General features: G+C 64.5%; 27 protein-coding genes. 14 read left to right on the top strand and 13 right to left on the bottom strand.

Going from position 1 to position 25,098, the window contains the following annotated elements:
* Positions 1–17 precede the first annotated feature (17 nt).
* The 9 genes from N3C64_RS02995 (at position 18) to N3C64_RS02955 (ending at position 7,132) form a co-directional block, all read left to right on the top strand.
* The gene (locus tag N3C64_RS02995; protein ID WP_260011682.1) at positions 18–569 is read left to right on the top strand and encodes a hypothetical protein; all 552 of its coding nucleotides are present in this window, start codon (positions 18–20) and stop codon (positions 567–569) included.
* A gap of 190 nt (positions 570–759) precedes the next feature.
* Positions 760–2,442: a 30S ribosomal protein S1 gene (gene rpsA / locus N3C64_RS02990; protein WP_260011681.1), complete on the top strand. Its 1,683-nt coding sequence runs from the start codon at positions 760–762 to the stop codon at positions 2,440–2,442.
* 265 nt (positions 2,443–2,707) lie between these two features.
* Positions 2,708–2,995 (top strand): integration host factor subunit beta, encoded by a 288-nt coding sequence (gene ihfB / locus N3C64_RS02985; RefSeq protein ID WP_218630271.1) that lies wholly within the window; start codon positions 2,708–2,710, stop codon positions 2,993–2,995.
* Positions 2,996–2,998: 3 nt separating this feature from the next.
* The gene (locus N3C64_RS02980; protein WP_260011679.1) at positions 2,999–3,355 is read left to right on the top strand and encodes a LapA family protein; all 357 of its coding nucleotides are present in this window, start codon (positions 2,999–3,001) and stop codon (positions 3,353–3,355) included.
* A gap of 1 nt (position 3,356) precedes the next feature.
* Entirely contained in the window at positions 3,357–4,031 is a 675-nt protein-coding gene (locus tag N3C64_RS02975; RefSeq protein ID WP_260011677.1) for a phosphoribosylanthranilate isomerase, read from the top strand.
* Between the two features lie 94 nt (positions 4,032–4,125).
* Positions 4,126–5,358 (top strand): tryptophan synthase subunit beta, encoded by a 1,233-nt coding sequence (gene trpB / locus N3C64_RS02970; protein ID WP_260011676.1) that lies wholly within the window; start codon positions 4,126–4,128, stop codon positions 5,356–5,358.
* 191 nt (positions 5,359–5,549) lie between these two features.
* Positions 5,550–6,029, top strand: coding sequence for a PepSY domain-containing protein (locus tag N3C64_RS02965; protein WP_218630267.1), 480 nt, complete (start codon positions 5,550–5,552; stop codon positions 6,027–6,029).
* 35 nt (positions 6,030–6,064) lie between these two features.
* Positions 6,065–6,577, top strand: a complete 513-nt coding sequence (locus N3C64_RS02960) for a PepSY domain-containing protein (protein WP_218630266.1) — start codon at positions 6,065–6,067, stop codon at positions 6,575–6,577.
* A gap of 93 nt (positions 6,578–6,670) precedes the next feature.
* Positions 6,671–7,132: a helix-turn-helix transcriptional regulator gene (locus N3C64_RS02955; RefSeq protein WP_260011673.1), complete on the top strand. Its 462-nt coding sequence runs from the start codon at positions 6,671–6,673 to the stop codon at positions 7,130–7,132.
* Here N3C64_RS02955 and N3C64_RS02950 read toward each other — a convergent pair.
* The 3 genes from N3C64_RS02950 to N3C64_RS02940 are packed head-to-tail and all read right to left on the bottom strand — an operon-like array spanning position 7,118 to position 9,791.
* The gene (locus N3C64_RS02950; RefSeq protein ID WP_260011672.1) at positions 7,118–8,107 is read right to left on the bottom strand and encodes an aldose epimerase family protein; all 990 of its coding nucleotides are present in this window, start codon (positions 8,105–8,107) and stop codon (positions 7,118–7,120) included. The genes N3C64_RS02955 and N3C64_RS02950 overlap by 15 nt on opposite strands.
* Positions 8,104–8,823: a 2-dehydro-3-deoxygalactonokinase gene (locus N3C64_RS02945; RefSeq protein WP_260011671.1), complete on the bottom strand. Its 720-nt coding sequence runs from the start codon at positions 8,821–8,823 to the stop codon at positions 8,104–8,106. The genes N3C64_RS02950 and N3C64_RS02945 overlap by 4 nt, the downstream gene beginning before the upstream one ends.
* Positions 8,824–8,870: 47 nt before the next feature.
* On the bottom strand, positions 8,871–9,791 hold the full coding sequence (locus N3C64_RS02940) for a zinc ABC transporter substrate-binding protein (protein ID WP_260011670.1): 921 nt from the start codon (positions 9,789–9,791) through the stop codon (positions 8,871–8,873).
* Between the two features lie 80 nt (positions 9,792–9,871).
* Here N3C64_RS02940 and N3C64_RS02935 point away from each other — a divergent pair, with 80 nt between their 5' ends.
* From N3C64_RS02935 to N3C64_RS02925, 3 genes are read left to right on the top strand one after another with little or no spacing between them, the layout of a single operon-like run.
* Positions 9,872–10,366: a Fur family transcriptional regulator gene (locus N3C64_RS02935; RefSeq protein WP_260011669.1), complete on the top strand. Its 495-nt coding sequence runs from the start codon at positions 9,872–9,874 to the stop codon at positions 10,364–10,366.
* A complete protein-coding gene (locus N3C64_RS02930; RefSeq protein WP_218630260.1) occupies positions 10,363–11,163 on the top strand; it encodes a metal ABC transporter ATP-binding protein in 801 nt (266 codons plus the stop codon). The genes N3C64_RS02935 and N3C64_RS02930 overlap by 4 nt, the downstream gene beginning before the upstream one ends.
* Positions 11,156–11,941, top strand: a complete 786-nt coding sequence (locus tag N3C64_RS02925; RefSeq protein ID WP_218630259.1) for a metal ABC transporter permease — start codon at positions 11,156–11,158, stop codon at positions 11,939–11,941. The genes N3C64_RS02930 and N3C64_RS02925 overlap by 8 nt, the downstream gene beginning before the upstream one ends.
* Positions 11,942–11,947: 6 nt before the next feature.
* Here N3C64_RS02925 and N3C64_RS02920 read toward each other — a convergent pair whose 3' ends face one another.
* A complete protein-coding gene (locus N3C64_RS02920; RefSeq protein ID WP_218630258.1) occupies positions 11,948–13,252 on the bottom strand; it encodes a UDP-glucose dehydrogenase family protein in 1,305 nt (434 codons plus the stop codon).
* A gap of 297 nt (positions 13,253–13,549) precedes the next feature.
* On the opposite strand from N3C64_RS02920, the gene N3C64_RS02915 reads away from it, so the two are divergent.
* Complete coding sequence (locus N3C64_RS02915) at positions 13,550–13,735, top strand: hypothetical protein (RefSeq protein WP_218630257.1); 186 nt, start codon at positions 13,550–13,552, stop codon at positions 13,733–13,735.
* A 172-nt stretch (positions 13,736–13,907) separates the two neighbouring features.
* Positions 13,908–14,318 (top strand): hypothetical protein, encoded by a 411-nt coding sequence (locus N3C64_RS02910; RefSeq protein WP_260011668.1) that lies wholly within the window; start codon positions 13,908–13,910, stop codon positions 14,316–14,318.
* Positions 14,319–14,351: 33 nt separating this feature from the next.
* On the opposite strand, the gene N3C64_RS02905 is transcribed toward N3C64_RS02910, so the two are convergent.
* From N3C64_RS02905 to N3C64_RS02865, 9 genes are all read right to left on the bottom strand, one after another.
* Complete coding sequence (locus N3C64_RS02905) at positions 14,352–15,041, bottom strand: YjbF family lipoprotein (RefSeq protein WP_260011666.1); 690 nt, start codon at positions 15,039–15,041, stop codon at positions 14,352–14,354.
* A complete protein-coding gene (locus tag N3C64_RS02900) occupies positions 15,038–17,149 on the bottom strand; it encodes a YjbH domain-containing protein (RefSeq protein WP_260011663.1) in 2,112 nt (703 codons plus the stop codon). Before N3C64_RS02900 ends, N3C64_RS02905 begins: the two co-directional genes overlap by 4 nt.
* A gap of 182 nt (positions 17,150–17,331) precedes the next feature.
* Positions 17,332–18,486: an iron-containing alcohol dehydrogenase gene (locus N3C64_RS02895; RefSeq protein WP_260011661.1), complete on the bottom strand. Its 1,155-nt coding sequence runs from the start codon at positions 18,484–18,486 to the stop codon at positions 17,332–17,334.
* Positions 18,483–19,871, bottom strand: coding sequence for an aldehyde dehydrogenase family protein (locus tag N3C64_RS02890; RefSeq protein ID WP_260011659.1), 1,389 nt, complete (start codon positions 19,869–19,871; stop codon positions 18,483–18,485). Before N3C64_RS02890 ends, N3C64_RS02895 begins: the two co-directional genes overlap by 4 nt.
* Before the next feature lie 73 nt (positions 19,872–19,944).
* Entirely contained in the window at positions 19,945–21,309 is a 1,365-nt protein-coding gene (locus N3C64_RS02885) for a glutamine synthetase family protein (protein ID WP_218630252.1), read from the bottom strand.
* Between the two features lie 80 nt (positions 21,310–21,389).
* Positions 21,390–22,427: a TRAP transporter substrate-binding protein gene (locus tag N3C64_RS02880; protein ID WP_260011654.1), complete on the bottom strand. Its 1,038-nt coding sequence runs from the start codon at positions 22,425–22,427 to the stop codon at positions 21,390–21,392.
* Between the two features lie 50 nt (positions 22,428–22,477).
* Positions 22,478–23,803 carry a TRAP transporter large permease gene (locus tag N3C64_RS02875; RefSeq protein WP_218630250.1) on the bottom strand — a complete coding sequence of 442 codons (1,326 nt, stop codon included), beginning with the start codon at positions 23,801–23,803 and terminating at the stop codon, positions 22,478–22,480.
* On the bottom strand, positions 23,803–24,309 hold the full coding sequence (locus tag N3C64_RS02870; protein WP_260011651.1) for a TRAP transporter small permease subunit: 507 nt from the start codon (positions 24,307–24,309) through the stop codon (positions 23,803–23,805). The genes N3C64_RS02875 and N3C64_RS02870 overlap by 1 nt, the downstream gene beginning before the upstream one ends.
* The gene (locus N3C64_RS02865) at positions 24,309–25,073 is read right to left on the bottom strand and encodes an N-formylglutamate amidohydrolase (RefSeq protein WP_260011649.1); all 765 of its coding nucleotides are present in this window, start codon (positions 25,071–25,073) and stop codon (positions 24,309–24,311) included. The genes N3C64_RS02870 and N3C64_RS02865 overlap by 1 nt, the downstream gene beginning before the upstream one ends.
* Positions 25,074–25,098: the final 25 nt, after the last annotated feature.

Below are 25,098 nucleotides of genomic sequence, written 5' to 3'. Positions count from 1 at the left end.
CGCACCATATCAGCATCATGACGCGTCTTTTCGCCCTCATGCTTGTTCTTGTCCTGTCGCCCGCCGCGGCGCAGGCCGAGGGGGCGCGACCGGAAGGGTTGCTCTGGAGCGAAACAGACCTTCCGCGCACCTTTCCGCTGGTGGTGCAGACGGCCCCCGGAGGGGACTACCTTCTGGTGCTGCGCGACCCGACCACGGGGCAGGATGTTCTGGGTGCCTATATCCGGGGCGGGGCGTTCTTCCGGGTGCTTGTCCCACCCGGCAGCTACAGCCTGCAATTCGCCGCCGGGACCGAGTGGCAGGGCGAGCAGGCCCTGTTCGGCACCCAAACCCGGCGCTTCGTGCTTGATCCGCCGCTGCATTTCGGGGTCGAGGGCGTGGGGCGCAAGCGGGGCAATATCGTCGATCTGCGCGATCTGGGCGATGTCAGTTCCAAGCCCATCGCGCTGTGCCAGCGGTTCGCGCTGAAGCCCGAGCCATTCGATCCGCAGGCGGGCAGCCCGCCCGATCCGCGCGAAGACCCGTTCACCGCGCCGGAATACACGCTGCGCAGCCGTATCTGCGACTGATCCAGGCAGGCTAAGCACAGTAAAACAAGGCGTGGCGGGGCAATTATGGCTTGCTGCATGGGGGATTCGCGCCTATATCGGCGCGGTCCAGAGGCCCCGGATTGCTCCGTGGGCCGCTTGGGCGTCTTCACAAAAGACCGGCGGAGCCAACCGCATGGCCAGAAAACCCATGTAAAGGAAACTCAGACGCATGTGCGCTAAAGCAACCATGGAAGAATTCGAAGCCCTCTTGAACGAGAGCCTCGAGATCGACACTCCGAACGAAGGTTCGGTTGTCCGCGGCAAGGTCATCGCCATCGAGGCGGGCCAGGCCATCATCGACGTCGGCTACAAGATGGAAGGCCGCGTTGATCTGAAAGAATTCGCCAACCCGGGTGAGGCCCCCTCGATCGCCGTCGGCGACGAAGTGGAAGTGTACCTCGACCGCGTTGAAAACGCCCGTGGCGAAGCCGTCATCTCGCGCGAGAAAGCTCGCCGCGAAGAAGCCTGGGATCGCCTGGAAAAAGCCTACGCTTCGGAAGAGCGCGTCGAAGGCGCCATCTTCGGTCGCGTCAAGGGCGGCTTCACCGTCGACCTCGGCGGCGCCGTTGCCTTCCTGCCGGGCTCGCAGGTCGATGTCCGTCCGGTGCGCGATGCCGGCCCGCTCATGGGTCTCAAGCAACCGTTCCAGATCCTCAAGATGGACCGTCGCCGTGGCAACATCGTTGTCTCGCGCCGCGCGATCCTCGAAGAGTCCCGCGCCGAGCAGCGCGCCGAAGTTATCGGCAACCTCTCGGAAGGCCAGGTGGTCGATGGCGTCGTCAAGAACATCACCGAATACGGTGCGTTCGTTGACCTCGGCGGCGTTGACGGCCTGCTGCACGTCACCGACATGGCGTGGCGCCGCGTGAACCATCCGTCCGAGATCCTGTCGATCGGCGAGACCGTCAAGGTCCAGGTCGTCAAGATCAACAAGGACACCCACCGCATCTCGCTGGGCATGAAGCAGCTCCAGAACGATCCGTGGGATTCGGTCGAGTCGAAGTTCCCGATCGGTTCGGTCCACAAGGGCCGCGTGACCAACATCACCGACTACGGCGCATTCGTCGAGCTGGAAGCCGGTGTCGAAGGTCTGGTGCACGTTTCGGAAATGTCGTGGACCAAGAAGAACGTTCACCCCGGCAAGATCGTTTCGACCTCGCAAGAGGTTGACGTCATGGTGCTCGAGATCGACACCGCGAAGCGTCGCGTTTCGCTCGGCCTCAAGCAGTGCATGCGCAACCCGTGGGAAGTGTTCGCCGAGACCCACCCGGTCGGCACCGTCATCGAAGGCGAAGTCAAGAACATCACCGAATTCGGTCTGTTCGTCGGCCTCGACAACGACATCGACGGCATGGTCCACCTGTCGGATCTGTCGTGGGAGCAGCGCGGCGAAGACGCGATCCAGAACTACCGCAAGGGCGACATGGTCAAGGCCGCTGTCACCGAAGTGGACATCGAGAAAGAGCGTATCTCGCTCTCGATCAAGGCTCTGGACGCCGACACCTTCTCGGACGCCGTTGACGGCGTGAAGCGTGGCTCGGTCATCACGGTGACCGTCACCGCGATCGAAGATGGTGGCATCGAGGTCGAGTACAACGGCATGAAGTCCTTCATCCGCCGTTCGGACCTGGCCCGTGACCGCGCCGACCAGCGCCCCGAGCGCTTCCAGGTTGGTGACCACGTCGACGTGCGCGTCGTGAACGTGGACAGCAAGACCCGCAAGCTGGGCGTGTCGATCAAGGCCCGCGAAATCGCCGAAGAGAAAGAAGCCGTGGAACAGTACGGCTCGTCGGACTCGGGCGCTTCGCTCGGCGACATCCTCGGCGCCGCTCTGAAGGGCAACAAGGAGTAATCCTTGCCCTGACTGGCTTACGCGGCCTCGCCTTCGGGCGGGGCCGCTTTCGTTTTGGCGATTCGGATTCGGGTCAGGCAGGCTGCCCGATCATTGGGCGTTTCTGCACGAGCGAGGGCGGAACGGTGCAGTCGATATGCGCGGGAAGCCGCAAATCGGGTGCTATTCCAAGCCTTTGCTGTTTGTGCCGCCGAAATTTGACCTTATAGTCGCATTGATTAATCAACCCGGCACGAACCGGGAAGCCCGTGGGGGGAACAACAGAATGATCCGCTCGGAACTGATCGCAAAGATCGCCGAAGAGAACCCGCATCTCTTCCAGCGCGACGTTGAGAAGATCGTGAACACGATTTTCGATGAGATCATCGAGGCAATGGCGCGAGGAGACCGCGTCGAGTTGCGCGGCTTCGGCGCCTTTTCGGTGAAGAAACGCGACGCCCGCACCGGGCGCAACCCGCGCACCGGGGATTCGGTCGATGTCGATGAAAAGCACGTGCCGTTCTTCAAGACCGGCAAGCTGCTGCGTGACCGTCTGAACGGGAACGAGGAATAAATCATGTTCCGCATACTGCGCCTGCTGTTTCTCGCCTCTCTGGCGCTGGTTCTGATCGTGCTGGCACTGGCCAACCGCGAGGTGGTGACCCTGCGCCTGCTGCCGCCCGAGGCGGGCGAATTCCTGGGTCTCACCTGGGGCATGCAGGTCCCGCTCTTCCTTGTGATCTTCGCAGGCATTCTGCTGGGGCTTCTGGTGGGGTTCGTCTGGGAATGGATGCGCGAATACCGGATCCGCTCGACCGCGGTGAAGGCAACGCGCAAGGCGGCCTATCTCGAGGGCGAGATGGATCGCCTGCGCGAGAAGACGCATGGCCCGCAGGACGACGTTCTGGCCCTGCTGGAAAAGCCGGCGCGCTGAGATGGTGACGATTGCGGTCAATCGCGGGCGCCCCGGCGGGGTTCGCGTCAAAATCTGTGGCCTGACCCGGCCCGAGCATGTGCGCGCCGCCGCCGAGGCTGGCGCGGCCTATCTGGGGTTCGTGTTCTTTCCCAAGAGCCCGCGCAATGTCTCGATCGCGCAGGCGCGCGATCTTGCGCTTGAGGCGCCGATGGGCGTGGCCAAGGTAGCGCTTCTGGTCGATGCAACCGACGCCGAGATTGACGCGATCCTGGCGGAGGTTCCGCTCGATATGCTGCAGCTTCACGGGAAGGAAAGCCCCGCGCGCGTGGCCGAGATCCGGGCACGCGCCGGGTTGCCGGTGATGAAGGCCGTGGGCGTGGCCGAGGCCGCCGATCTGGCCGCAATCCCGGCCTATGAGGCTGTGGCGGACCAGATCCTCGTCGATGCCAAGGCCCCCAAGGATGCGGCGCTGCCGGGCGGCAACGGGCTCTCGTTCGACTGGCGCCTGATCGCCGGGCGTGAATGGGCCAAGCCCTGGATGTTGGCTGGCGGTCTGACGCCCGACAACGTCGCCGAGGCAATCCGCCTGACCGGCGCGAAGCAGGTCGATGTCTCCTCGGGTGTCGAGAGCGCGCCGGGCGAGAAGGACGAGGCCCTGATCCGGGCCTTCATCGCGGCGGTTCAGCCCGGCTGAGGCCGCGATATTTGTCGCGCCATGCGGGGCCGGCGCTTTACCCGCAGGGGCAATCGCGCTAAGTCGCTTTGATGACTTTGCGCGAGGTGAGACGATGGCCGAAGACCTTCCCAACAGCTACATGACCGGCCCGGATGATAACGGGCGCTTCGGCATCTTTGGCGGGCGTTTCGTGTCGGAGACGCTGATGCCGCTGATCCTCGAACTTGAGGCGCAGTATGAGCACGCCAAGACCGATCCGACCTTCTGGGCCGAGATGGAAGACCTGTGGAAGCATTACGTCGGCCGCCCATCTGCGCTTTACCACGCGCCCCGCCTGACCGAAGAGCTTGGCGGCGCCAAGATTTATCTCAAGCGCGAAGATCTCAACCACACCGGCGCGCATAAGATCAACAACGTGCTTGGCCAGATCCTGCTGGCGCGTCGCATGGGCAAGACCCGGATCATCGCCGAGACGGGCGCAGGCCAGCACGGCGTGGCCACCGCCACCGTCTGCGCGCGCTTCGGCCTGAAATGCGTCGTTTATATGGGCGCGACCGATGTCGAGCGTCAGGCGCCCAACGTCTTCCGTATGCGCCTTCTGGGTGCGGAAGTCGTGCCGGTTACCTCGGGCCGCGGCACGCTGAAGGACGCGATGAACGACGCGCTGCGCGACTGGGTGACCAATGTGCGCGACACGTTCTACTGCATCGGCACCGTCGCGGGCCCGCACCCCTATCCGGCCATGGTGCGCGACTTCCAGGCGATCATCGGCAAGGAAACCCGCTGGCAGCTTGAAGAGCAGGAAGGCGAGGGGCGTCTGCCCGACACGGTGATCGCGGCGATCGGTGGTGGCTCGAACGCCATGGGCCTGTTCTACCCGTTCCTCGATGACAAGTCGGTGCGCATCATCGGCGTCGAGGCGGGCGGCCATGGCGTGGATGAGCGGATGGAGCATTGCGCCTCGCTCACTGGCGGGCGCCCGGGTGTTCTGCACGGCAACCGCACCTACCTGTTGCAGGACGAGGACGGTCAGATCCTCGAAGGGCATTCGATCTCGGCGGGGCTCGATTATCCCGGCATCGGCCCGGAACACGCCTGGCTGCACGACATTGGCCGCGCGGAATATGTCTCGGTCACCGACCAGGAGGCGCTGGCCGCGTTCCAGCTGCTGTGCGCGACCGAGGGGATCATCCCCGCGCTTGAGCCCTCGCACGCGCTGGCGCATGTGTCCAAGCTCGCGCCGACGCTGCCCAAGGACCACATCATCGTGGTGAACCTCTCGGGGCGTGGCGACAAGGATATCTTCACGGTGGCGAAGCACCTTGGCTTTGACATGAAGATCTGAGCCACCCAGATCCGAAGGCCCGGCCGGCGCCGGGCCTTTTCATTGAATTTTCCGCATAAACTCAGGTTTATGCGCCTATCGCAGGGGATTAATGGGCCGGTTTATACCCTCAGCCCTATATCGCTCGGCGGATTTGCATGGTGTCATCCCCTCGACGGCAATTGGTTCCGCCGCAAATCGGGAGACCCACAATGAAACGAACTTTCATCCTGTCAGTCGCCGCCGCCATGTTCATGGCCGGTTCGGCTTTCGCAGAAATCAATACCCAGTCGATTATCGACGATTTGACCTCGAAAGGCTTTACCCGGATCGAGATCACGCGCGGCACGACCCAGGTCAAGGTCGAAGCCTACGGCAGCGCAGGCAAGATCGAGGTGATCTACGATTCCTCGACCGGCGAGATCCTGAAGCAAGAGCAGGAGCGTATGCGCGCTGGCGAAGACATGACGCAGGGCGTCAGCATCCGCGAGCGTGATGGCGACTTCCTCGATGATGATGATGACGACGATGATGACGATCATGACGGTCGTGACGACGACGATGATCATGATGACGACCATGATGACGATGACGACGACGATTCGGATGATGACGACGACGACGATGACTCGGACGACGATGACAGCGATGACTCGGATGACGACGACAGCGACGACTCGGACGACGATTGAGGCTTTTGCCTGATCGGAAAGACGGGTTTGATGAAATGAAAGGTCGTGCCTCGAATGCTCGGGGCGCGACCGTGACGCGTTATGAGGCGTGTGACACGGAAATGCACAGACGCGAGTTGCTGAAATACGGGGCTGCGGCGTTCACGCTGCTGGTGTCGGCTGTGCCGCTCCTTGCGGCGGGGCTCGCCGATCAGTTCTCGGCGGAGTTGAAGGCCGCTGGCTATAAGGATATCCGCGTCAGCCGCACGCTGCTGGGGCGTACGCGCGTGATTGGTGAGCGTGGCGGCTTCAAGCGCGAGATTGTCTTCGACCCCCGCACGGGCGAGATCTTGCGCGACCTGACCGTCAAGGTGAACAGCGGCTTCGGGTGGAGTAGCGGTAACTCCGGCTCGTCGGGCTCGGGAAGCTCTGGCGGATCGAACGACGACGACAAGGACGACGACGACAAGGATGACAATTCCGGGCCCGGGTCGGATGATGACGATGACGACGATGATGACGATGACAGCAGCGACGACAGCAGCGGGGGAAGCGACGATGACGATTGAGGGCTGTGCGCGGGGACGGGCCAACCGCGTATGATGCGACTGGCCGTCCTTGTCGCAGTGTTTGCGTTACAGGGAATCTGTGCGCTGTTTTTCGTGTCCGACATCATCTTGTCGGTGCTTGGCATCTATGTGCCTCCGCTCAGCTGGGAAAGCCGTGAGATTCTGGAAATCTCGGCCGCGCTTGGCCTGTTGCTTGGGTTGGGCTTGGGTGGCGTTCTGATCCTGCGCGCCTTGCGGGAATCGCGTCAGGCGCGCGAGCGGCTGCGCCGCGCCGCGACGGCCTTCAATGAATTGCTTGAGGAGCGTTTTGGCGAATGGGGCCTGACCCCGGCCGAGCGCGAGGTGGCCCTGTTCGCCATCAAGGGGCTGAGCACGCCCGACATCGCCCGGCTGCGCGCCACATCCGAGGGCACGGTGAAGGCGCAGACGGCGGCGATCTATCGCAAGGCCGGGGTGAACGGCCGTGGCCAGTTGCTCAGCCTGTTCATCGAGGACATGATGCACGAAGAGCCGCTCGGGGCCGCGCCCGCCAGCGGTGCCTCAGGCGCGGCTTAGGGTATAGCGCGTCTTCTGGCGCCACTCCTGCCCGGGGCGCAGGGCAATCGACGGAAAATCCGGGTGGTTCGGTGCGTCGGGCCAAAGCTGCGGCTCCAGCGCGAGGCCGGCGCGGGCCTTGTAAGGCTGGCCCGTCAGGCCCGGATAGGGGGTCGAGTCCAGCCCCCGCCCGTCATAGACCTGCAATCCCGGCGCATCGGTTTGCAGCACAAGCGTCACGCCGCGCTCACCCGTCAGGCGCGCGACCGGGCGCGGGGTGTCAGCCGCGTCGAGGCAGTAGTTATGATCCAGCGGCGGCAGGTCGGGCAGCGCCCGCGCCTGACGCAGGTCGTAAGGGGTGCCCTCGACCGGGACAGGCCCAAGCGGTAGGCTCTCGCGCGTCGGCAGGACGCGGCCTGCTGCGACGCTCAGGCTGTGCCCCGAGGTTGTGCCGGTGCCATCGAGGTTCCAATAGGGGTGATGCGCGAGGTTCATCAGCGTCTCGTGGTCTGAATGCGCGCTCAGGGTGATCTCCAGCGTCGCGGGGGGTGCGATCCGGTAGGTCGCGCGGATTATGCGATGCCCCGGAAAACCGCCGAACCCGTGCGCCAGATCGCATTGCAGTGTAACTGCGTCGCCTGCGGCCTCGGCGACCTCCCAGATCAGCCCCGAGATGCCATCATCGCCGGAATGCAGCAGGTTTGGCCCTTCATTCGGAGTGAAGCGGTGGTCCCGCCCATCAATCCGCGCCCGCGCACCGCCGATCCGGTTCGCGACAGGTCCCACGACCGCGCCGCACCAGTTCAGGCTGCTCGTGTAAGCGCCGGGCAGGTCCGAGCCGAGCACCAGCGGCCAGGGCGTGCCCGCCAGCCGCAGATCCTGTAGCGTGGCCCCCAATGTCAGGATGCGCGCGCTCAATTCTCCCGCGCGCAGCGTGATCGCGCGAACGACGCGCCCGTCTGCCAGCTTTCCGAACTCGCGAATATCCGCGCTCATTTTCCACCCCGTGCACGTTGGAGCCCCGCGATCAGGGCGGCTTCGCCGTCGCCGGTAATGACTTCGCCACCCTGTGCCGCCAATGCGCGGGCGCAGATCTCGGCCCAACCGGGCGCGGCGGCGCTGTCGAGCGCGATGACGCGCTGCCCTAGCCACCAGGGCCTGGCTGCGGCAAGCTCGGCCCCCAGGATCGCCCCGGCGGCGGCGCCCGGCTCGGCTGTGCCATCGAGGTAGCGCAGCACTCTCTCGGGGCGGCTGCGGCAGTCGTCCAGCGCGCGGTCGAGGGCAGAGCCTTCGGGGGCGCTGAGCGGCTCATTCAGGGCGAGGAGAAGCCGCGCCGAGGCAAGTCGGCTGACGCTGACAACCTCGCCGGCGCTCAGATGCGCCCAAAGGTTGCTCTGACCGCAGAGCCAGACGACCCCGTCGAACTGCGGTTGTGCAGCCAAGAGCCCGGCAAGGCGCAGCGCCTCGGCGGGGTGAATGCTGACCGGGGGCGACGCCTGCGCAAGGCCCGGAACCTCGTGCACAGGCCCCTCGGGCAATGGTGGCGCGGGCAGGGGGCGGTGCGGGGCATCGGCGCGGACGATCAGTGCCGCGTTCGCCCGGTCGCTCTCTTCGATCGCGCGCGCGGCCAGTTGCGCGCCCGATCCGTCCAGGCAGAGCGTTCGGCTCAGCCCCGGCTCCTCGATGATCGCCAGCCAGTTTGCGTTGTTCATGGCGCCCCCTTTGCCGTCAGAAAGCACGCAAGGGGCAGGGGTGCAAGTCACTGTGCGATCAGGCATCCCGCGATATCGCCGGCAAGGCCGCGCATCAGGGCATCGTAAAGATCCGGGCCATAGCCGAGGCTGGAGCCCGAAGGGTCGAGCGCCGCGCCGAGCCGGGCGGGCGTGCCCTCAATCAACCGCTCGATCAGGCGCGGGTCGTGCTGCGCCTCTGGAAAGACGCAGAGGATACCATCTTCGGCGATATGCGCGCGCAGCTCGGCCAGATGCGCGGCGCCCGGTTCCGCCGCGTCGCCCATGGCGACAGAGCCAGCGTTGTTCAGCCCGAAATGCCCCGAGAAATAGCCATAAGCATCGTGGGCCGCAACGAAAGGACGACCTGCAACATCTTGGAGTTGCGCGGAAATATCGGCTTCCATTCGGTCAATCCGTGCCTGGGCCGCCAAGGCATTCGCCGTGTAGGTTGCCGCATTCTCGGGGTCGAGTTCACCCAGATGGCCAGCGATCAAATCCAGCCAGGCACGGGCATTGGACGGGTCGAGCCAGGCATGGGGGTCGATGCCCTCGTGATCGTGGTCTTCAGCATCTGCTTCGGGGGCGGGGTGATCGTGATCATGCCCGGTCTCCTCGAATTCGCGCCGGAAGGTTTGCGGCGCGTCGAGAAGCTCCAACTCGGCGCCGCTTGCCATGCCCTCGATCGCGCGGGCGAGCCAGGGTGTCATCTCGGGGCCGATCCAGACCACCAGATCCGCCTCTTGCAGCGCGCGCGCCTGCGAGGGGCGCAGCTGGTAGTTATGCGCATCGGCGCCGCGATCCAGAAGCACCTCGGGCGCCGCGATCTCGCCCATGACCTGCGAGACCAGCGAATGCACCGCCGGAATATCGGTCACCACGCGCGGCGCTTCGGCCAGAGCGATGCCGGGCAGGGCGCAGAGGGAAAGGCCTAGAATGAATGCGCGCATCGCGGGTCTCCTGCTTGTGGTTCGCTGGCGATGTATGTATGTTATAGCATAACGCGTCAAGTGGAATGTGATAGAGTAACATGACAGAGCTCCTGCCCGAAGCGCGCGCCTTTGCGGCGCATGACCACAGCCATTGCGCAGGCGATACCCTTGCGCGCGCCGAGGCCGAGGCGTTCCGGCTTGGGTTGCGCCTGACGCCCGTGCGCAAACGGACGCTTGAGATCCTCCTGGAGGCGCATCGTGCCATGGGCGCCTATGAGGTGCTTGACCGGCTGGCCGCCGAGGGGTTCGGCAACCAGCCCCCCGTTGCCTATCGCGCGCTGGAGTTTCTGGTCGAGCACGGTCTGGCGCATCGAGTGCGTCGCCTGAACGCGTTCGCCGCCTGCATGCATCCGGGCGAGGAGCACGCGCCGGTTTTCCTGATTTGTCGCGAATGCGACGCCGTGGCCGAGGCTGCCGCGGCCCCGGTGCGCGCGGCGCTCGATAGCGTGGCGCAGGACCTTGGCTTTGCCATCGAGCGCGCCAATATCGAGGCGCTCGGCCTTTGTCCGACCTGCGCGGAACATCAAGAATGAGCGATAACGCACTGATTGAGGCCAGTAATCTCGGTGTACGCCATGGCGAGACGACGGTGCTGACCCATGTCGATTTCCGCATTGTGCCGGGTGAAATCGTGACCGTCGTGGGCCCCAACGGCTCGGGCAAATCCACCCTGATCCGCGCGCTGATCGGGCTAGAGCCCGCCGCCAGCGGCCGCGTCAGCCGCGCAGCGGGGCTGGTGATCGGCTATGTCCCGCAGAAGCTGCATATCGACGCGAGCCTGCCGATGACGGTACGCCGCTTCCTGTCGCTGCCGCGCCGTGTCAGTGACGCACAGGCCGCCGAGGCGCTGGCCCGCACTGGCGTTTCCGGGATCGAGTTGCGCCCGCTGGCGGGGCTTTCGGGTGGGCAGTTCCAGCGCGTGCTACTGGCGCGCGCCCTGCTGGCCAAGCCGCAGATCCTGATCCTCGACGAGCCGACACAGGGCCTCGATCAGCCCGGCACCGCGGGTTTCTACAAGCTGATCGAAGAGGTCCGTCGCGAAACCGGCTGCGCCGTCCTTATGGTCAGCCACGATCTGCACGTGGTGATGTCCTCCTCCGACCGGGTGATCTGCCTCAACGGCCATGTCTGCTGTGAGGGAACGCCGCGCGTCGTCTCGGCGGCGCCCGAGTATCGCGCGCTGTTCGGTCTGGGAACCGGCGGGGCCTTCGCGCTCTACCAGCACGTCCACGATCATGACCACGATCATGACGAGGGGCATGGCCACGACCACAGCCACCCGCATGCCGCCCATTCCCATAGCCACGACTGCGAGCACGACCATGCTTGACGATTTTCTGATCCGCGCCGCACTTGCCGGGATCGGGCTGACGCTGGCGACCGGCCCGCTTGGGGCCTTCGTTGTCTGGCGCCGGATGGCCTATTTCGGCGATGCGACCGCGCATGCCGCGATCCTTGGCGTGGCGATCAGCTTCGGACTCGGGCTGCCGGTTTATATCGGCACGCTTTTCGTGGCGCTGGCCATGGCGATCACGGTCGCGATGCTGTCGGGCAGGGGTCACGCGAGCGACACGATCCTTGGCGTTCTGGCGCATTCGGCGCTGGCCTTCGGCCTTGTCGCGGCGTCGTTCTTCTCGGGGCTGCGGGTAGACCTCTCGGCCTTCCTGTTCGGCGATATCCTGGCGGTCAGCCGAGGCGACCTCGGCGTGATCTGGGCGGGTTCGCTGGCTGTTGCAGGGCTCTTGGTCTGGCGCTGGCAGGGGCTCTTGACCGCGACGGTGAATGAGGAACTGGCCCAAGCCTCGGGCCTCAATCCGCGGGTGGAGCGCCTTGTGCTGACGCTGGCGCTTGCGCTCACGGTTGCCGTGTCGATCAAGATCGTCGGCGCGCTGCTGATCGCGGCCTTGCTGATCGTCCCGGCCGCCACCGCACGTCAGTTCGCGCGCGGGCCGGAGGGGATGGCGGCCCTTGCCACGGGGCTTGGTGCGGTGTCGGTGCTGTGCGGGCTTTGGGCCTCGCTTGGTTATGACACGCCTGCTGGCCCCTCGATCGTCGCAAGCGCGGCGGTGCTGTTCGCGCTTTCGCTGCCCTTGCGGCGGCGGGGCTGAAGCGGCTTAGCGCCCCACGCTGGTATAGGCCGCAAAACCCGCGGCCTTCGCGTCCTGCGCATTGTAGATATTGCGCAGGTCGGCCATGCGCGGCACCGCCATGCTGGCGGCCAGCTTTTGCAGATCAAGCGCGCGGAACTCGTTCCACTCGGTCAGGATGACAACGCAATCGGCCTTGTCGGCGGCGCCATAGGCATCGCTCAGCCAATGAACATGCGGCAGCAGATGGGCGCCTTCACGCTCGCCCTGCGGGTCCACCGCGCGGACATTCGCCCCGGCCCCGACCAGCGCCGGGACGATGGTCAGCGAGGGCGCGTCGCGCATGTCGTCGGTATTGGGTTTGAACGTCACCCCAAGCACGGCGATGGTCTTGCCGTTGACCGAGCCGCCGCACAGATCGACGATCTTCTCGATCATGCGGCGCTTGACCTCGTCATTGACCTTGATGACCGTCTCGACGATCTGCATCGGCGCCGCGTGGTCCTGGCCCATCCGCGCCAGCGCCTGCGTATCCTTCGGGAAGCACGAGCCACCATAGCCCGGCCCGGCATGCAGGAACTTGTTGCCGATCCGGTTATCAAGGCCCATCCCGCGCGAGACCTGCTTCACATCCGCGCCGACCTTTTCGCACAGACGCGCGATCTCGTTGATGAATGTGATCTTGGTCGCAAGGAAGGCGTTGGCCGCGTATTTGATCATCTCGGCGGTTTCGAGATCGGTGTAGAGGATCGGGAATTCGCGCAGGAAGAGGGGGCGATAGATATCGCCCATTACGCGGCGGGCCTGTTCGGAGGTCACACCGACGACGACGCGGTCGGGGCGCATGAAATCGTCGATCGCCGCACCCTCGCGCAGGAACTCGGGGTTGGAGGCAACGTCGAAGGCGAAACCGGGCCGGACGCGGCTGATGACGTCATGCACGGCCTTGTTGGTGCCGACCGGGACGGTCGATTTCGTCACCACGACGGTGTAGCCGGTCATCGCCTCGGCGATCTCTTCGGCGGCGGCCATCACATAGGTCAGGTCGGCATGTCCGTCGCCGCGCCGGGTGGGGGTGCCCACGGCGATGAAAACCGCGTCGGCGCCGTCCACGGCAGCTTTCAGATCGCCGGTGAACGACAATCGCCCCGCAGCGACGTTCTTGGCCAGCAGCGTATCGAGGCCCGGCTCGTAAATCGGGATCTCACCGCGTTCGAGCATCTCGATCTTGCGCGGGTCCTTGTCCACGCAGATCACCTCATGGCCGAAATCCGAGAAGCAGACCCCCGAGACAAGGCCGACATAGCCGGTGCCGATCATGGCAATCTTCATGGTTCTCTCCTCAGTCTTGCTCTGGTCGAAGCGTTGTTTCGGCGAAGCGGGATGTCAACGCGGCAAAGGGTGCAAATGCACGAAATCAGATAGGAATTCCAGCCACGCAATGGCATGATGTACAAGATTTGAAGCCGTTAGCGCCGACGGTCGCCGGCGCTCTTGCTAAACTGCAACACTTGGCTGCGGCTGATGCGACAGGTGCCAATTTACCCCTTTGCAATCTGTTGCGCATGTGAGAGTCTCGCTCCGAGGCTGCCAGCGTGGCGGCTGTCAACGGTAATTACGGAGATTACTATGAAAAAAATCGCTACCATCGCTCTGGCCCTCGGCCTGTCGGCTTCGACCGCTTTCGCTGGCGGCTACACCGCTCCGGTCGTGGAAGCCGAACCGGTCGTCGTCGAAGGTTCGTCGTCGTCGAACGCTGCTTGGCTGATCCCGGCCCTGCTGATCGTCGGCATCGCGGTTGCCGCGAACGACTGATTTCGACTTCGGTTGAATTTGAAAGATCGGGAAGCGCAAGCTTTCCGATCTTTTTTATTTTGCTCTGTCCGCAAGCCATATTGGTCGGATAGCAGAACGAAGAGTTCATTGACATGAGATGTGTACCCGGGCCAGCTTTGGGACCAGTTTCATTTAATGGGGAAGTTTTCAGGTGACCTTTAAATTGATGCACATGGCTGTGCCGGTGATCGCTGTTGCCCTTCAGGGCTGTGGTGGGGGAGCTGAAATGCAAGCCGCGCTGCGCGACGGTATTCCGCTGGTAAACGTGATCAGGGAGCCGAGCGGTAAAGAAACGGTCCTTACCGGAACAATTCAGCCGAAGATGGACTTCACCAGTACATTTTCCACGCGTAGCGCGGACGGTATCGAGTGCCGCGGCGAATTCAGCAATCGTGGCGTTGGCACGGTAAATTGCACGAATGGCTGGCAACTCGCCTTGCAAATCCCGTCGAACCTATATGGGACCATGAATGGCAGCTATGTCGAGGCTGTGGATGGCATCGGTACTGCTGTCGGCTGGGGAAGCGATGCAGATGCAGAGAAGCTCCGCAAACTGATGTAAGGTCGCGATCATAGCGCTGGTCAACTTGCGCGATCAGTCCCGCAGGGACTGGAACACTACGTAGCCCAGGCTCGGTCCCGCCCATTGGCGCGAGACGAGCACGCGCCCCTTGGTGCTGACCAGATATCCGTTATCCACCACCGCGCCCGAGCCTTCGCAATGCTCGGCCACCTGCACGCCGCTATAGGCGATGCCCGACAGGGTCTGGCTGACCGGCTGGCCGATGCTCACGGCGCAGCGCATCGGTACGGGGCGCTCGGTGCCATCGCCGTCAAGATAGCGTTGCACCCGCTCGGCGGTGCCTGCGCTCCGCGACGTCACCAGTTTGGCGACGCCCTCGGTGTCGGCTGACATCAGATCCTCGCCAAAGCCGCGCGTTGCCGCCAGCATTCCGTTGCGCAACACGATGCCGCGCTGATCGGGGCTGTTGTAGCTGCGCATCGCGCCATTCTCGCCGACCATGCCGAAAACCATCGTGGCGCCCGATGCCTCGAAAGTTGCCAGCATGACCGGCCCCTTGACCGAGGAGAGCGCGGCCTGCGCCAGCGCTTCGGGGTTCTGCGGAGCGGTCTGCGCGGCTTCGCTGCCCGGCATGACCAGCGCGAGGCCCGCTTTCAGAGTGCTGCTGGCGGAGGCGCCGCCTTGGGCCACCCCGGCAGTGTCGCTGGCGCAGGCGCTAAGCGCCACGGCGGCGGCCAGAGCCGTCAGGAGGGGGCGGCTCATCGCCAGAATCTCCCCCAATCCTCATAAAGGGCGCCCATATGGGTGTTGCGCACGGATTGATAGAGGCGGCCATCGACCTCGACGCGCGCACCGCCATCGCCGACATAGGGGCGGATCGTGGGCGTGAAGGTCGCGAGCGAAGGCTTGCCGGTTGCCCAGGACAGCGGGATGCGCAGCTTGACGCCCTTGTCGAAGGCGCCTGGGCCGAACTCGTCCGAGCTCATGTCGGTGATCGTCGCGAAGGCGCTCACGCTCCAGCCGTTCGCCAGTTCGCGATCGACCGAGAAGGTCGCGCCCCAGTCTTCGGCCAGGTAACGACCGACATCGACCGAGCCGGTGACGCCCGCGCCGAAGTCGTAATAGGCCGACAGGTGGCCCGAAACGGTGTCGTAATCGAGGAATTCGAAGCGCTGGTCATAGGCGCGCTGCTTGACCCAGTTTAACTCGCCGCCGAAGGCCAGACGGCTGTCCACGGGTTTCCACAGGATCTCGCCCGAGACCCCGCCATACATCTGCTCGAGATAACCGACGGTGACGCGGCTGTAGAGGTTCTCGGCGGGGCGGCTATACCAGGCCAGCGTCAGGCGTTGCAGCGCCAGATCGCCATGCTTCTGATACTCGGCGATATCCGAGCGGACATGCGGCGCGGTCGAGGTCGAGACCTTGGTTTGTTCGTCGAGGTTGCCGAAGATCTTCTGGTTGATCGCGCCCGACAGGATCAGGCCCGGCGTGATCTCGTAACGCGCGCTCAGCTCGACGCCCATGTCGGCGTAAAGATCGGCGTCTTTCTCGTAGGTCGAGAACTCGGCATAGGGGCGCAGGCCGAACTGCAGGCGCGGATAAAGGCCTTCGGTGGGCACATAGGCGCCAGCGGTCTCGGCTTCGCCGATCTGCGTTGCGGCAAGGATTTCACCCGCCTGGGTGTTTTCGAGGCGCTCCAGATCGGACCGGCGGAAGGTAACCGATGAGGTCGGCATCCCGTTGGAGACCTGCGTGACGGTGATCGTCTCGACCGAGGGCGGCAGGGCACGCGTCAGGACGCGGGCGGTATGGCCGATGGCCTGCGGCGGTGCGGCGTAGATCTGGTTGCGCACGCGCACGTTGACGCTGTCAGCCGACAGCTGCATCGAATCGAGGATCTGCCCGTCCTTGCGAAGCGCATCGGCAACGGCTGTCTGAATCGCGGGTTGTGCGGTGGGGTCGGCGGTCCAGGCGCCCGACCAGCCGTCCGGGTCGGCGGCGGGGGCGGGGCGCGGACGCACCGGCAGCGGCGCTTTCTCAAGCCCCGAGGGTGCCGGCGGGTGGCGCGGATCAAGCGCGACGGTCAGTTGCAGCCCGACCTCGGACCCGGCCAGATAATAACCCGACAGCTTTACCATGCTGTTGATCTTGTAATCCGCGCCGAAATTCAGCGAGGACTTGCGGTCGAACCCGACCGCTGCGGTTTCGGCCTCATAGGCGTCCGAGCTGTATTCCGCCTTCAGCGTCAGCTTGTCGTTGGCCTGCCAGGCAAGGCCCGCGAAAACCGCCGCCGGGCCACGGAACCATGCCTCTGAATTCAGACCGCCGGTGGGGTCGCTCACCGGGCGCGAGCCGCCGCCAAAACCGCCTTCGGAACCCAGGCGTCCCCAGCCAAGGCCCACGGTGCCACGCAGCGAGGGGTTCAGCGTCTTGGTTGCAACGATGTATTCCGAGCCATGGATGCCGCCGCCCATCAGGTCGCGCAGGCCGATGGCCAGTGCCGGGCGCATCCCGTTCTCGTTCAGCACCTGCCAGTGCAGGTCAAAGCCCCGGTCGCGCAGCGCGGTGCCATCGTCGGCCATCCCGTCCTCGGTCGAGACGCGCAGAACGGCGGTCAGCTGCGGGGCGATCTGGAAGCTGAAATTGCCGCGCGCGGTCTTGCCATAGCCATAGACCGAGGTGACCAGCTCGCCATCCTTGATGACTTCGGCGGTGGGCATGTCGATCAGGCCCGGGGCGCCGTAGGTGCCAAGGCTCCAGCCGATGGTGGTTTCGGCATGAGCCGGGGCTTCGAATGCCATGGGCAGGCTGCCCGCGATCAGGGCGAGAGTGCTGATCTGAGCGATCTTCGAGACTTTGCGCGCCACGTGTCCCTCCAGGATTTTTCCCTGTTTATCGCGCACGCGCGCACAACGCGAGAGGAAGCACGCGATTCATCCGCCACTATGGGCGCGAAGCGACACTTTTTTCGCAAGAATTTGCGGAAGGCTGCGGCGCGGGGCCTTCCTGTGGGGCCGGGGCGCGGCGATACGCGCCCCGGCCTGATCGGTTACATGCAGCTGTCGAAGAGGGCGCGGGTGTTTTCGCGCGTCATCTCGATCGGGTTGCCGCCGCAGGAGGGGTCCTCCAGCGCCATCTCGGTCAGCATGTCGAGGTCTTCGGGTTTGACGCCCATGGCCGAGAGGTTCTCGGGGATGCCAAGCTCGCTGCGCAGGGTCATGACCCGGGCGCGGAAGCCGTCAAACCCGCCCTCGATGCCGAGGTAAGCGGCGGCCGCCTTGATCCGGTCTTCGATGGCTGCGCGGTTGTAATCGAGCACCATCGGCATCACGACGGCATTGGTCGTGCCATGGTGCGTGCCGTAGACCGCGCCGACGGGGTGCGAGAGCGAGTGGATCGCCCCAAGCCCTTTCTGGAAGGCAACCGCCCCCATCGCCGCGGCCGACATCATGTTGGCACGGGCCTCAAGATCGGTCGGGTTCGCGTAGGCCTTTGGCAGGTTCTCGAACACCAGACGCATGCCTTCCAGCGCGATGCCCTGGCTCATCGGGTGGTAGAAGGGCGAGCAATAGGCCTCAAGGCAATGGGCCAGCGCGTCCATCCCGGTGCCGGCGGTGATGAAGGCGGGCATCCCCACGGTCAGTTCGGGGTCGCAGATCGTGACCGCAGGCATGAGCTTGGGGTGGAAGATGATCTTCTTCTTGTGGGTGTCCGAGTTGGTCAGAACGCCCGCGCGCCCGACCTCGGACCCGGTGCCTGCGGTGGTCGGCACGGCTATGATCGGTGCGATCTTCGCGGCATCGGCGCGGGTCCACCAATCACCAATGTCCTCCAGATCCCAGACACTGAGCGAGGCCGCCTGACCGGCCATCAGCGCGATCATCTTGCCCAGATCCAGCGCTGAGCCGCCGCCAAAGCAGATCACGCCATCATGGCCGCCCGCTTTGTAAACGGCGATGCCGTCGGTCATGTTCTTTTCGTTCGGGTTCGGATCGACCTCTGAAAACAGCGCGCGGCCAAGGCCCGCCGCCTCCAGCACATCCAGCGCGCCCGCCGTGATCGGCAGGCCCGCGAGCGCCTTGTCGGTCACCAGCAGGGGCTTCTTGATCCCAACGGTCGTGCAGTGATCGGCCAGTTCCTTGATCCGACCGGGGCCGAACTTGATGGCGGTGGGGTAGGACCAGTTGACGGTCGGGGCGGTCATTTCGTCACCTTCTTGAGATGGTAGGATTTCGGCCGGGTGACCGAGTAGAAACCGAGAACCGAGAGCGATCCGCCCCGGCCCGTGTCCTTGCAGCCCGTCCAGCACAGCGCCGGGTCAAGATAGTCGCAGCGGTTCATGAAGACCGTGCCGGTCTGCACCTGTGCGCCCACCTCGGCCGCGCGCTCGGGGTCCGAGGTCCAGAGCGAGCAGGTCAGGCCATAGGGGCTGTCGTTCATCGCGGCGATCGCCTCGGCGTCGTTCGCGACCGACATGATGCCGACCACGGGGCCAAAGCTTTCCTCACGCATGACGCGCATCTCGTGGTTCACGTTCACAAGGATCTGCGGGGCCAGATAGGCGCCGCCGTCATCCTCGGGGAAGAGCGCGGGGTCGATCAGCGCGGTCGCGCCCTCGGCCACGGCCTCGGCGATCTGCTCGCGCACGGTATGGGCAAAACGCTTGTTCGCCATCGGGCCGATGGTGGTTTCGGCATCGAAGGGATTGCCGAGCTTGAGGTTCTTCACCCAGGCCACGGCCTTCTCGACGAAGGCGTCATAGAGGCTTTCGTGAACGTAGACCCGCTCGATCCCGCAGCAGCACTGGCCCGCGTTATACATCGCGCCATCCATCAGGCTGTCCACGGCGGCGTCGAGATCGGCGTCGTCCATCACATAGCCCGGATCCTTGCCGCCAAGCTCAAGCCCGAGCCCGGTGAAGGTGCCTGCCGCCGCGCGCTCGATCGCCGCGCCGCCACCGACCGAGCCGGTGAAGTTGATGAAGCCGAAGGCGCGCGACTGGATCAGCGCCTCGGTCACGTCATGGGTCAGATATACGTTCTGGAACACATCCTCGGGCACGCCCGCCGCGTGGAAGGCCTCAGCCAGACGCTCGCCCACCAGAAGGGTCTGCGATGCGTGCTTGAGCACGACCGTGTTGCCCGCGATCAGCGCCGGAGCAAGCGTGTTGATCGTCGTCAGGTAAGGGTAGTTCCAGGGCGCGATGATGAAGACCACACCCACCGGTTCGCGCGCGATCTGGCGCAGGAAGCGGTCGCTGTCTTCCACCACCATCGGCGCCAGCGACTGCGCCGCGATCGAGGACATATACTCGGTGCGGTCATTCACCCCGCCGAATTCGCCGCCATAGCGCGTCGGGCGGCCCATCTGCCAGGCCAGTTCCTCGACGATCTGCTCTTTCATCTCGCTGAGCTTGGCGACACCGGCCTTGACCAGCGCGATGCGTTCTTCCAGCGGGCGCGCGGCCCATTCGGCCTGCGCCGCGCGGGCGCGCTCGGCAACCATCTGTGCCTCGGACAGGCTCAGCGCCGGCCTTTCCGCATAGACCTGCCCGTCCACGGGCGAGATGCATTGGATCATCTTCGTCATATCGACCTTCCTTGCGCCCCAAGGGGCACCGTTCCTTGCGTCCGACTGGCCGGACGCCGCCATCTACGGGGCCTCAGGCCCGCTCAAACCCGCGCGTGCGTTCCCAATCGGTCACCACGCGCATTGCCTCTTCGATCTCCCAACGCGCGGCGCGATGGTAGTGTGACACAACGTCATCGCCGAAGGCCTTGCGCAGGAATTCCGAGCCGTTCAGCGCCTCGGCCGCCTCAAGCAGCGAGCGCGGCACCTGCGGCGCGGTGTCGTTCTGATAAAGATCGCCCGAGATCGGCGTGCCGGGGTCCAGCTTGCGCTCGATCCCCTCAAGCCCCGCCGCCAGCAGCGCCGCGCAGGCCAGATAGGGGTTCAGGTCGGCCCCGCCGATCCGGCATTCAACGCGCACCGACTTGGTGCTTTCACCGCAGATCCGGTAGCCCGCGGTGCGGTTATCCAGCGACCAGACCGCCTTGGTGGGGGCGAACATGCCGACGCAGAAACGCTTGTAGCTGTTGATATAGGGCGCGAGGAACACGGCGATGTCGCGCGTATAGGCCAGCTGCCCGGCAAGGTAGTGGCGCATCGTGTCCGACATGCCATAGGCCGCGTCCGCGTCGTAGAAGATATTGGCGCCGCCCTGCCAGAGCGACTGGTGGATATGGCTCGACGAGCCCGCGCGCTTGTCGTCGTATTTCGCCATGAAGGTGACACTCGCGCCGTAGTCCTGCGCGATCTGCTTGGTGCCAAGCTTGATCAGGCTGTGCATGTCGGCGGTGTCGATGGCGTCGGAATACTTGGCGTTGACCTCTTCCTGACCGGCGTCGGCCTCACCTTTCGAGCATTCGATCGGGATGCCCGCACCGTAAAGACTGTTGCGGATCGCGCGCATGATCGGCTCGTCGCGGGTCGAGCCCATGATCGAGTAATCGACATTGTAGCGCGCCATCGGCGTAGGGGTGGGGTAGCCGGTGTCGAACAGCTCGGCGAAGCTTTCCTCGAACAGGAAGAACTCAAGCTCGGTCGCCATCATCGGCTCAAAGCCCATCGCGCGGGCGCGCTCGACCTGCTTTTTCAGGATGGTGCGCGGGGCGTGGGGGACAAGCTCATGCGTGTGGTGATCGTACAGATCGGCCATCACCAGCGCCGTGCCATCGGCCCAGGGGATCAGGCGCAGCGTGGCCAGATCGGGTTTCATGATGTAATCGCCATAGCCGCGCGACCAGGACGAGGCCTCGTAGCCCGGCACGGTGACCATCTCCATGTCGGTGGCCAGCAGGTAGTTGCAGCAATGGGTTTCCTCGACCGCGCTTTCGAGGAAGTGCTGCGCGTGGAAGCGCTTGCCCTGAAGGCGGCCCTGCATGTCGCAGATGCACACGATTACAGTATCGATGTCGCCGGAAGCTACGGCGGATTTCAGAGCCTCAAGCGAGAGGTTGGCGGGCATTCTTTCCTCCTGTGAACGGCCCCGCCTTCTTGCGGGCGGGGCTCGGGTATTGCGCGGCGGGGCGCGTGGCCCCGGCCGGATCAGCTGTAGCGATAGGGCGCGCCAGCCTTGACCATGGTATCGTTATACTTGCGGATAATCTCGACAACCTTCGCCTTGAGCGGGCTTTCGGCGGCGATCTCATCCCAGAACTTGTGCGCGGCTTCTTCAAGCTTGGCATAGTCCTCGTCGGGCAGGCTGGTGAGCTTCATGTCCGGCCCTTCGACGCGCAGCTTGGCCTCGCCAGCCCAGTACCACCACTGGCGGCGGTAGTGCGACTGCTCGAAACAGGTCGTCATCAGCTGCTGCAGATGCGGCGGAATCTCGTTCCAGCGATCCATGTTGGCGAAGAAATGCCCGATCCACGCGCCCGAGATGTTGTTCACGAGGAAATAGGGCGCGACCTTCGACCAACCCGAGGTGTAGTCCTCGGTGATGCCCGACCAGGCCAGGCCGTCAAGCTCGCCGGTTTGCAGAGCAACCTCGACATCTTCCCAGGGCAGGGTGACCGGCACGACGCCGAACTGCGCCAGGAACCGGCCCGCGGTCGGGAAGGTGAAGACGCGCTTGCCGTTAAGGTCGGCGAGCGAGTTGACCGGCTCTTTCATGTTGAAGTTGCACGGATCCCACGACCCGGCCGAGATGTGCTTGATGCCCACCTTGGCATATTCTTCCTTCCAGATCTCATCGAGGCCCCAGGTGTTGAACAGCGCGGGCACGTCAAGCGAGTAGCGCAGCGCAAAGGGGAAGTAGCCGCCGAACACGGTCACCTCGGTCGGCGAGGCCATCGAGTCGTCATCCGACTGCACCGCGTCGATCGTGCCGTTCTGCATGGCCCGGAACAACTCCGACGTCGGCACCAGCTGGTCCGAGGTGTAAAGTTCGATCTCCATCTGGCCGTTGGCGATGGCGTTGAACGCATCGATTGCGGGCTTGACCACCTCTTCGGCCAGTGCGGGGCCCGCATAGGTCTGCAGGCGCCACTTGATCGTGCTTTGCGCGCGTGCCGGAGCCGCGAGGCCCGCCGCGGCAGCACCCACCGCACCGGTCGTGAGGAACTTACGTCTTGTCGTCGTCATTTCTCTCTCCTTGTTGGTTCAGCGCCCCGTTTCGGGGTCGTTCGTTATCATCAGCGGCCCAGAACCTCGCGCGGTAGCCAGAGCGCAAGTTCGGGGAAGATCATCACGAGGATCAGTGTCAGCAGCATCAACAGCACGAATGGCGCGACCGAGCGGTAGATGACGGGCAGCGTGAACTCGGGCGGCGCCATCGCTTTCATCAGGAACAGATTATACCCGAAGGGCGGCGTGAGATAGGCAATCTGACAGGTGATCGTGTAAAGCACGCCATACCAGATCAGATCGAAGCCCAGGGTCTTGGCAAGGCTGACATAGACGGGCGCCACGATGACCAGCATGGCGGTGTCGTCGAGAAACATCCCCATCACGAGGAAGCTGACCTGCATCAGCACCAGGATCTGCCAGGGTTCGAGCCCCAGGCTGTTGAGGAAGAAGTTGTTGATCGCGCGACCCGCGCCAAGCCCGTCGAACACGGCGCCGAAAGACAGCGCGGCAGTGATGATCAGCATGAACATCACGGTGATCGCCAGCGTCTGGCGCGTCGCGGTCTCGAATACCTCGCGGGTGAAACGGCGTTTGACGATGGCGGCCAGCACGGCTGCCAGCGCGCCGATGACCGAGGCCTCGGTCAGGCTGGCCCAGCCATTGAGGAAAGGCACCATCATCGCAACGAAGATGAAGACCGGCAGCAGCCCGGCGCGCAGCAGGCGGAACTTCTCGGCGCGACTGACCGAGGCAAGTTCTTCCTCCGACATCGGCGGGGCGAGGGCCGGGTTCAGCTTGGTGCGGATCAGAATGTAGAGGATGAAGAGCGTCGCCATCAGCAGGCCCGGCACCGCGCCCGCCAGCCACAGGTTCGACACCGGCTGACGCGCGATCAGCGAGAACAGCACCAGCACGACCGAGGGCGGAATCAGGATGCCAAGGCTCGAACCCGCCTGGATCACGCCCGATATCATCAGCTTGTCATAGCCGCGCCGCATCAGTTCGGGCAGCGCGATGGTGGCGCCGATGGCCATGCCCGCGACCGAGAGACCGTTCATCACCGAGATCATCACCATCAATAGGATTGTCCCGATGGCAAGGCCGCCCGGCACCGGGCCGAACCAGACGTGGAACATCCGGTAGAGGTCATCGGCCAGACGGCTTTCCGACATCACATAGCCCATGAAAACGAACATCGGCAGCGTCAGCAACGGCGTCCACTTCATCAGCTTCATGACCGCCGAAAAGCCCATGTCCGTCCCGCCTGGCCCCCAGAGCATCAGCGCGGCGGCTACGGCGACAAAGCCGATGGCGCCGAAAACCCGCTGCCCGGTCAGCATCATCAGCAGCATGGTCGAGAACATCAGAAGGGCGATCGTATTGTGATCCATCAGATTTTCTCCCCGCGGACGGTCGCTATGTCGCGGATCAGATGGACCCCGGCCTGCAACAGCATCAGCGCGAAGCTGATCGTGATGATGGATTTGATCGGCCAGAGCGGCGGGCGCCAGGCGGTCGGGTTGCGCTCGTTCACCGAGAAGGAATAGACGGTCGAGTCAAACGCCCCCCAAAGCATCACGCCAAGGTAGAACATCAGGACGAACACGGTGAACACGTCCCACATCGCCTGTCCCTTGGTGGTGAAGCGGGCGTAGAACAGGTCCATGCGCACGTTCGTGCCGAGCTGAAACGAATAGGGCGCGCCGAGCATGTAATAGGCGACCAGAGTGAACTGGGCCATCTCAAGCGTCCAGAGCGCGGGCACATGCATGATCTTGGTCACCGAGGACCACAGCAAGATCGCCATTATCACATAGAGCAGATACATGGCGAAGCGCCCGACGCGGCGGTTCATGCCTTCGACAAAGCGAACATAGGCGTGACACCAGCCGGGCATTAGCGCGCCTCCTCGATCTTGGCGACGGCCGCGAGCAGCAGCGGGGCGAGGCGCTCGGCCATCGTGTCTTGCTGGGCGGGCGTGGCGATCAGGTCGTTGCGCAACTCTATCATGACGTTGGGGATGCCAAGAGGCGTCGCTTGCAGGGCAAGGGTGTGGGTGACCTCGTCGGCGGCCGAGTAGGGCTCGTTCAGGCGGGCATCCATCTGGGTCGCGGCGCGGGCCTCGGCATGGAAGGCCACGGCAAGCGCGGGGTCGGCGTCATGGATCACGCCCAGTTCGACGGCACGGGCCTTGCCGTTGAAGACGGGGGTGAAGCTGTGCACGGTGACCATCACCGGCGCGTGCCCCAAGGCCAGTTTGCGCGCGATCTGAGCGCGCAGCGTGGCGTGGAAGGGCAGATAAAGCGCCTCGGTCCGCGTCAGGCGCTCTTGCGGGGTGATGTCGCGATTGCCGGGAATGTCGTGGATCTCGGAGCGCGCGGGCATCGCGCCTGCCGAATGCGGGGGGCGGTTGAGATCATAGATCAGGCGCGAGCTGTTGGCATGCACGAGAGCCGCGTTCAGCCGCGCCGCCAGACCCCGCGCCAGCCCAAGCGCGCCCGGATCCCAGGCGATATGGGCCTCGCGCTGCGCAGCGCTCAGCCCGAGATCGCCCCAGGGCGCCGGGAAGGCGTTGGACGCATGTTCGCACACCACCACGAAGCGGCCGGGGGTATCCGGCCCTTCGACAGATACGGCGATATCCGCAATCTGATCGGTCATTTTCCCGTCGATTCTCTTTTTATCT

This window comes from Sedimentimonas flavescens (assembly GCF_025154035.1).
In the GTDB taxonomy this organism is placed as follows: Bacteria; Pseudomonadota; Alphaproteobacteria; order Rhodobacterales; family Rhodobacteraceae; genus Rhodobacter; species Rhodobacter flavescens.
Note: the sequence above shows the minus strand (reverse complement) of the source record. Positions and strands in the feature narration are given on the sequence as shown.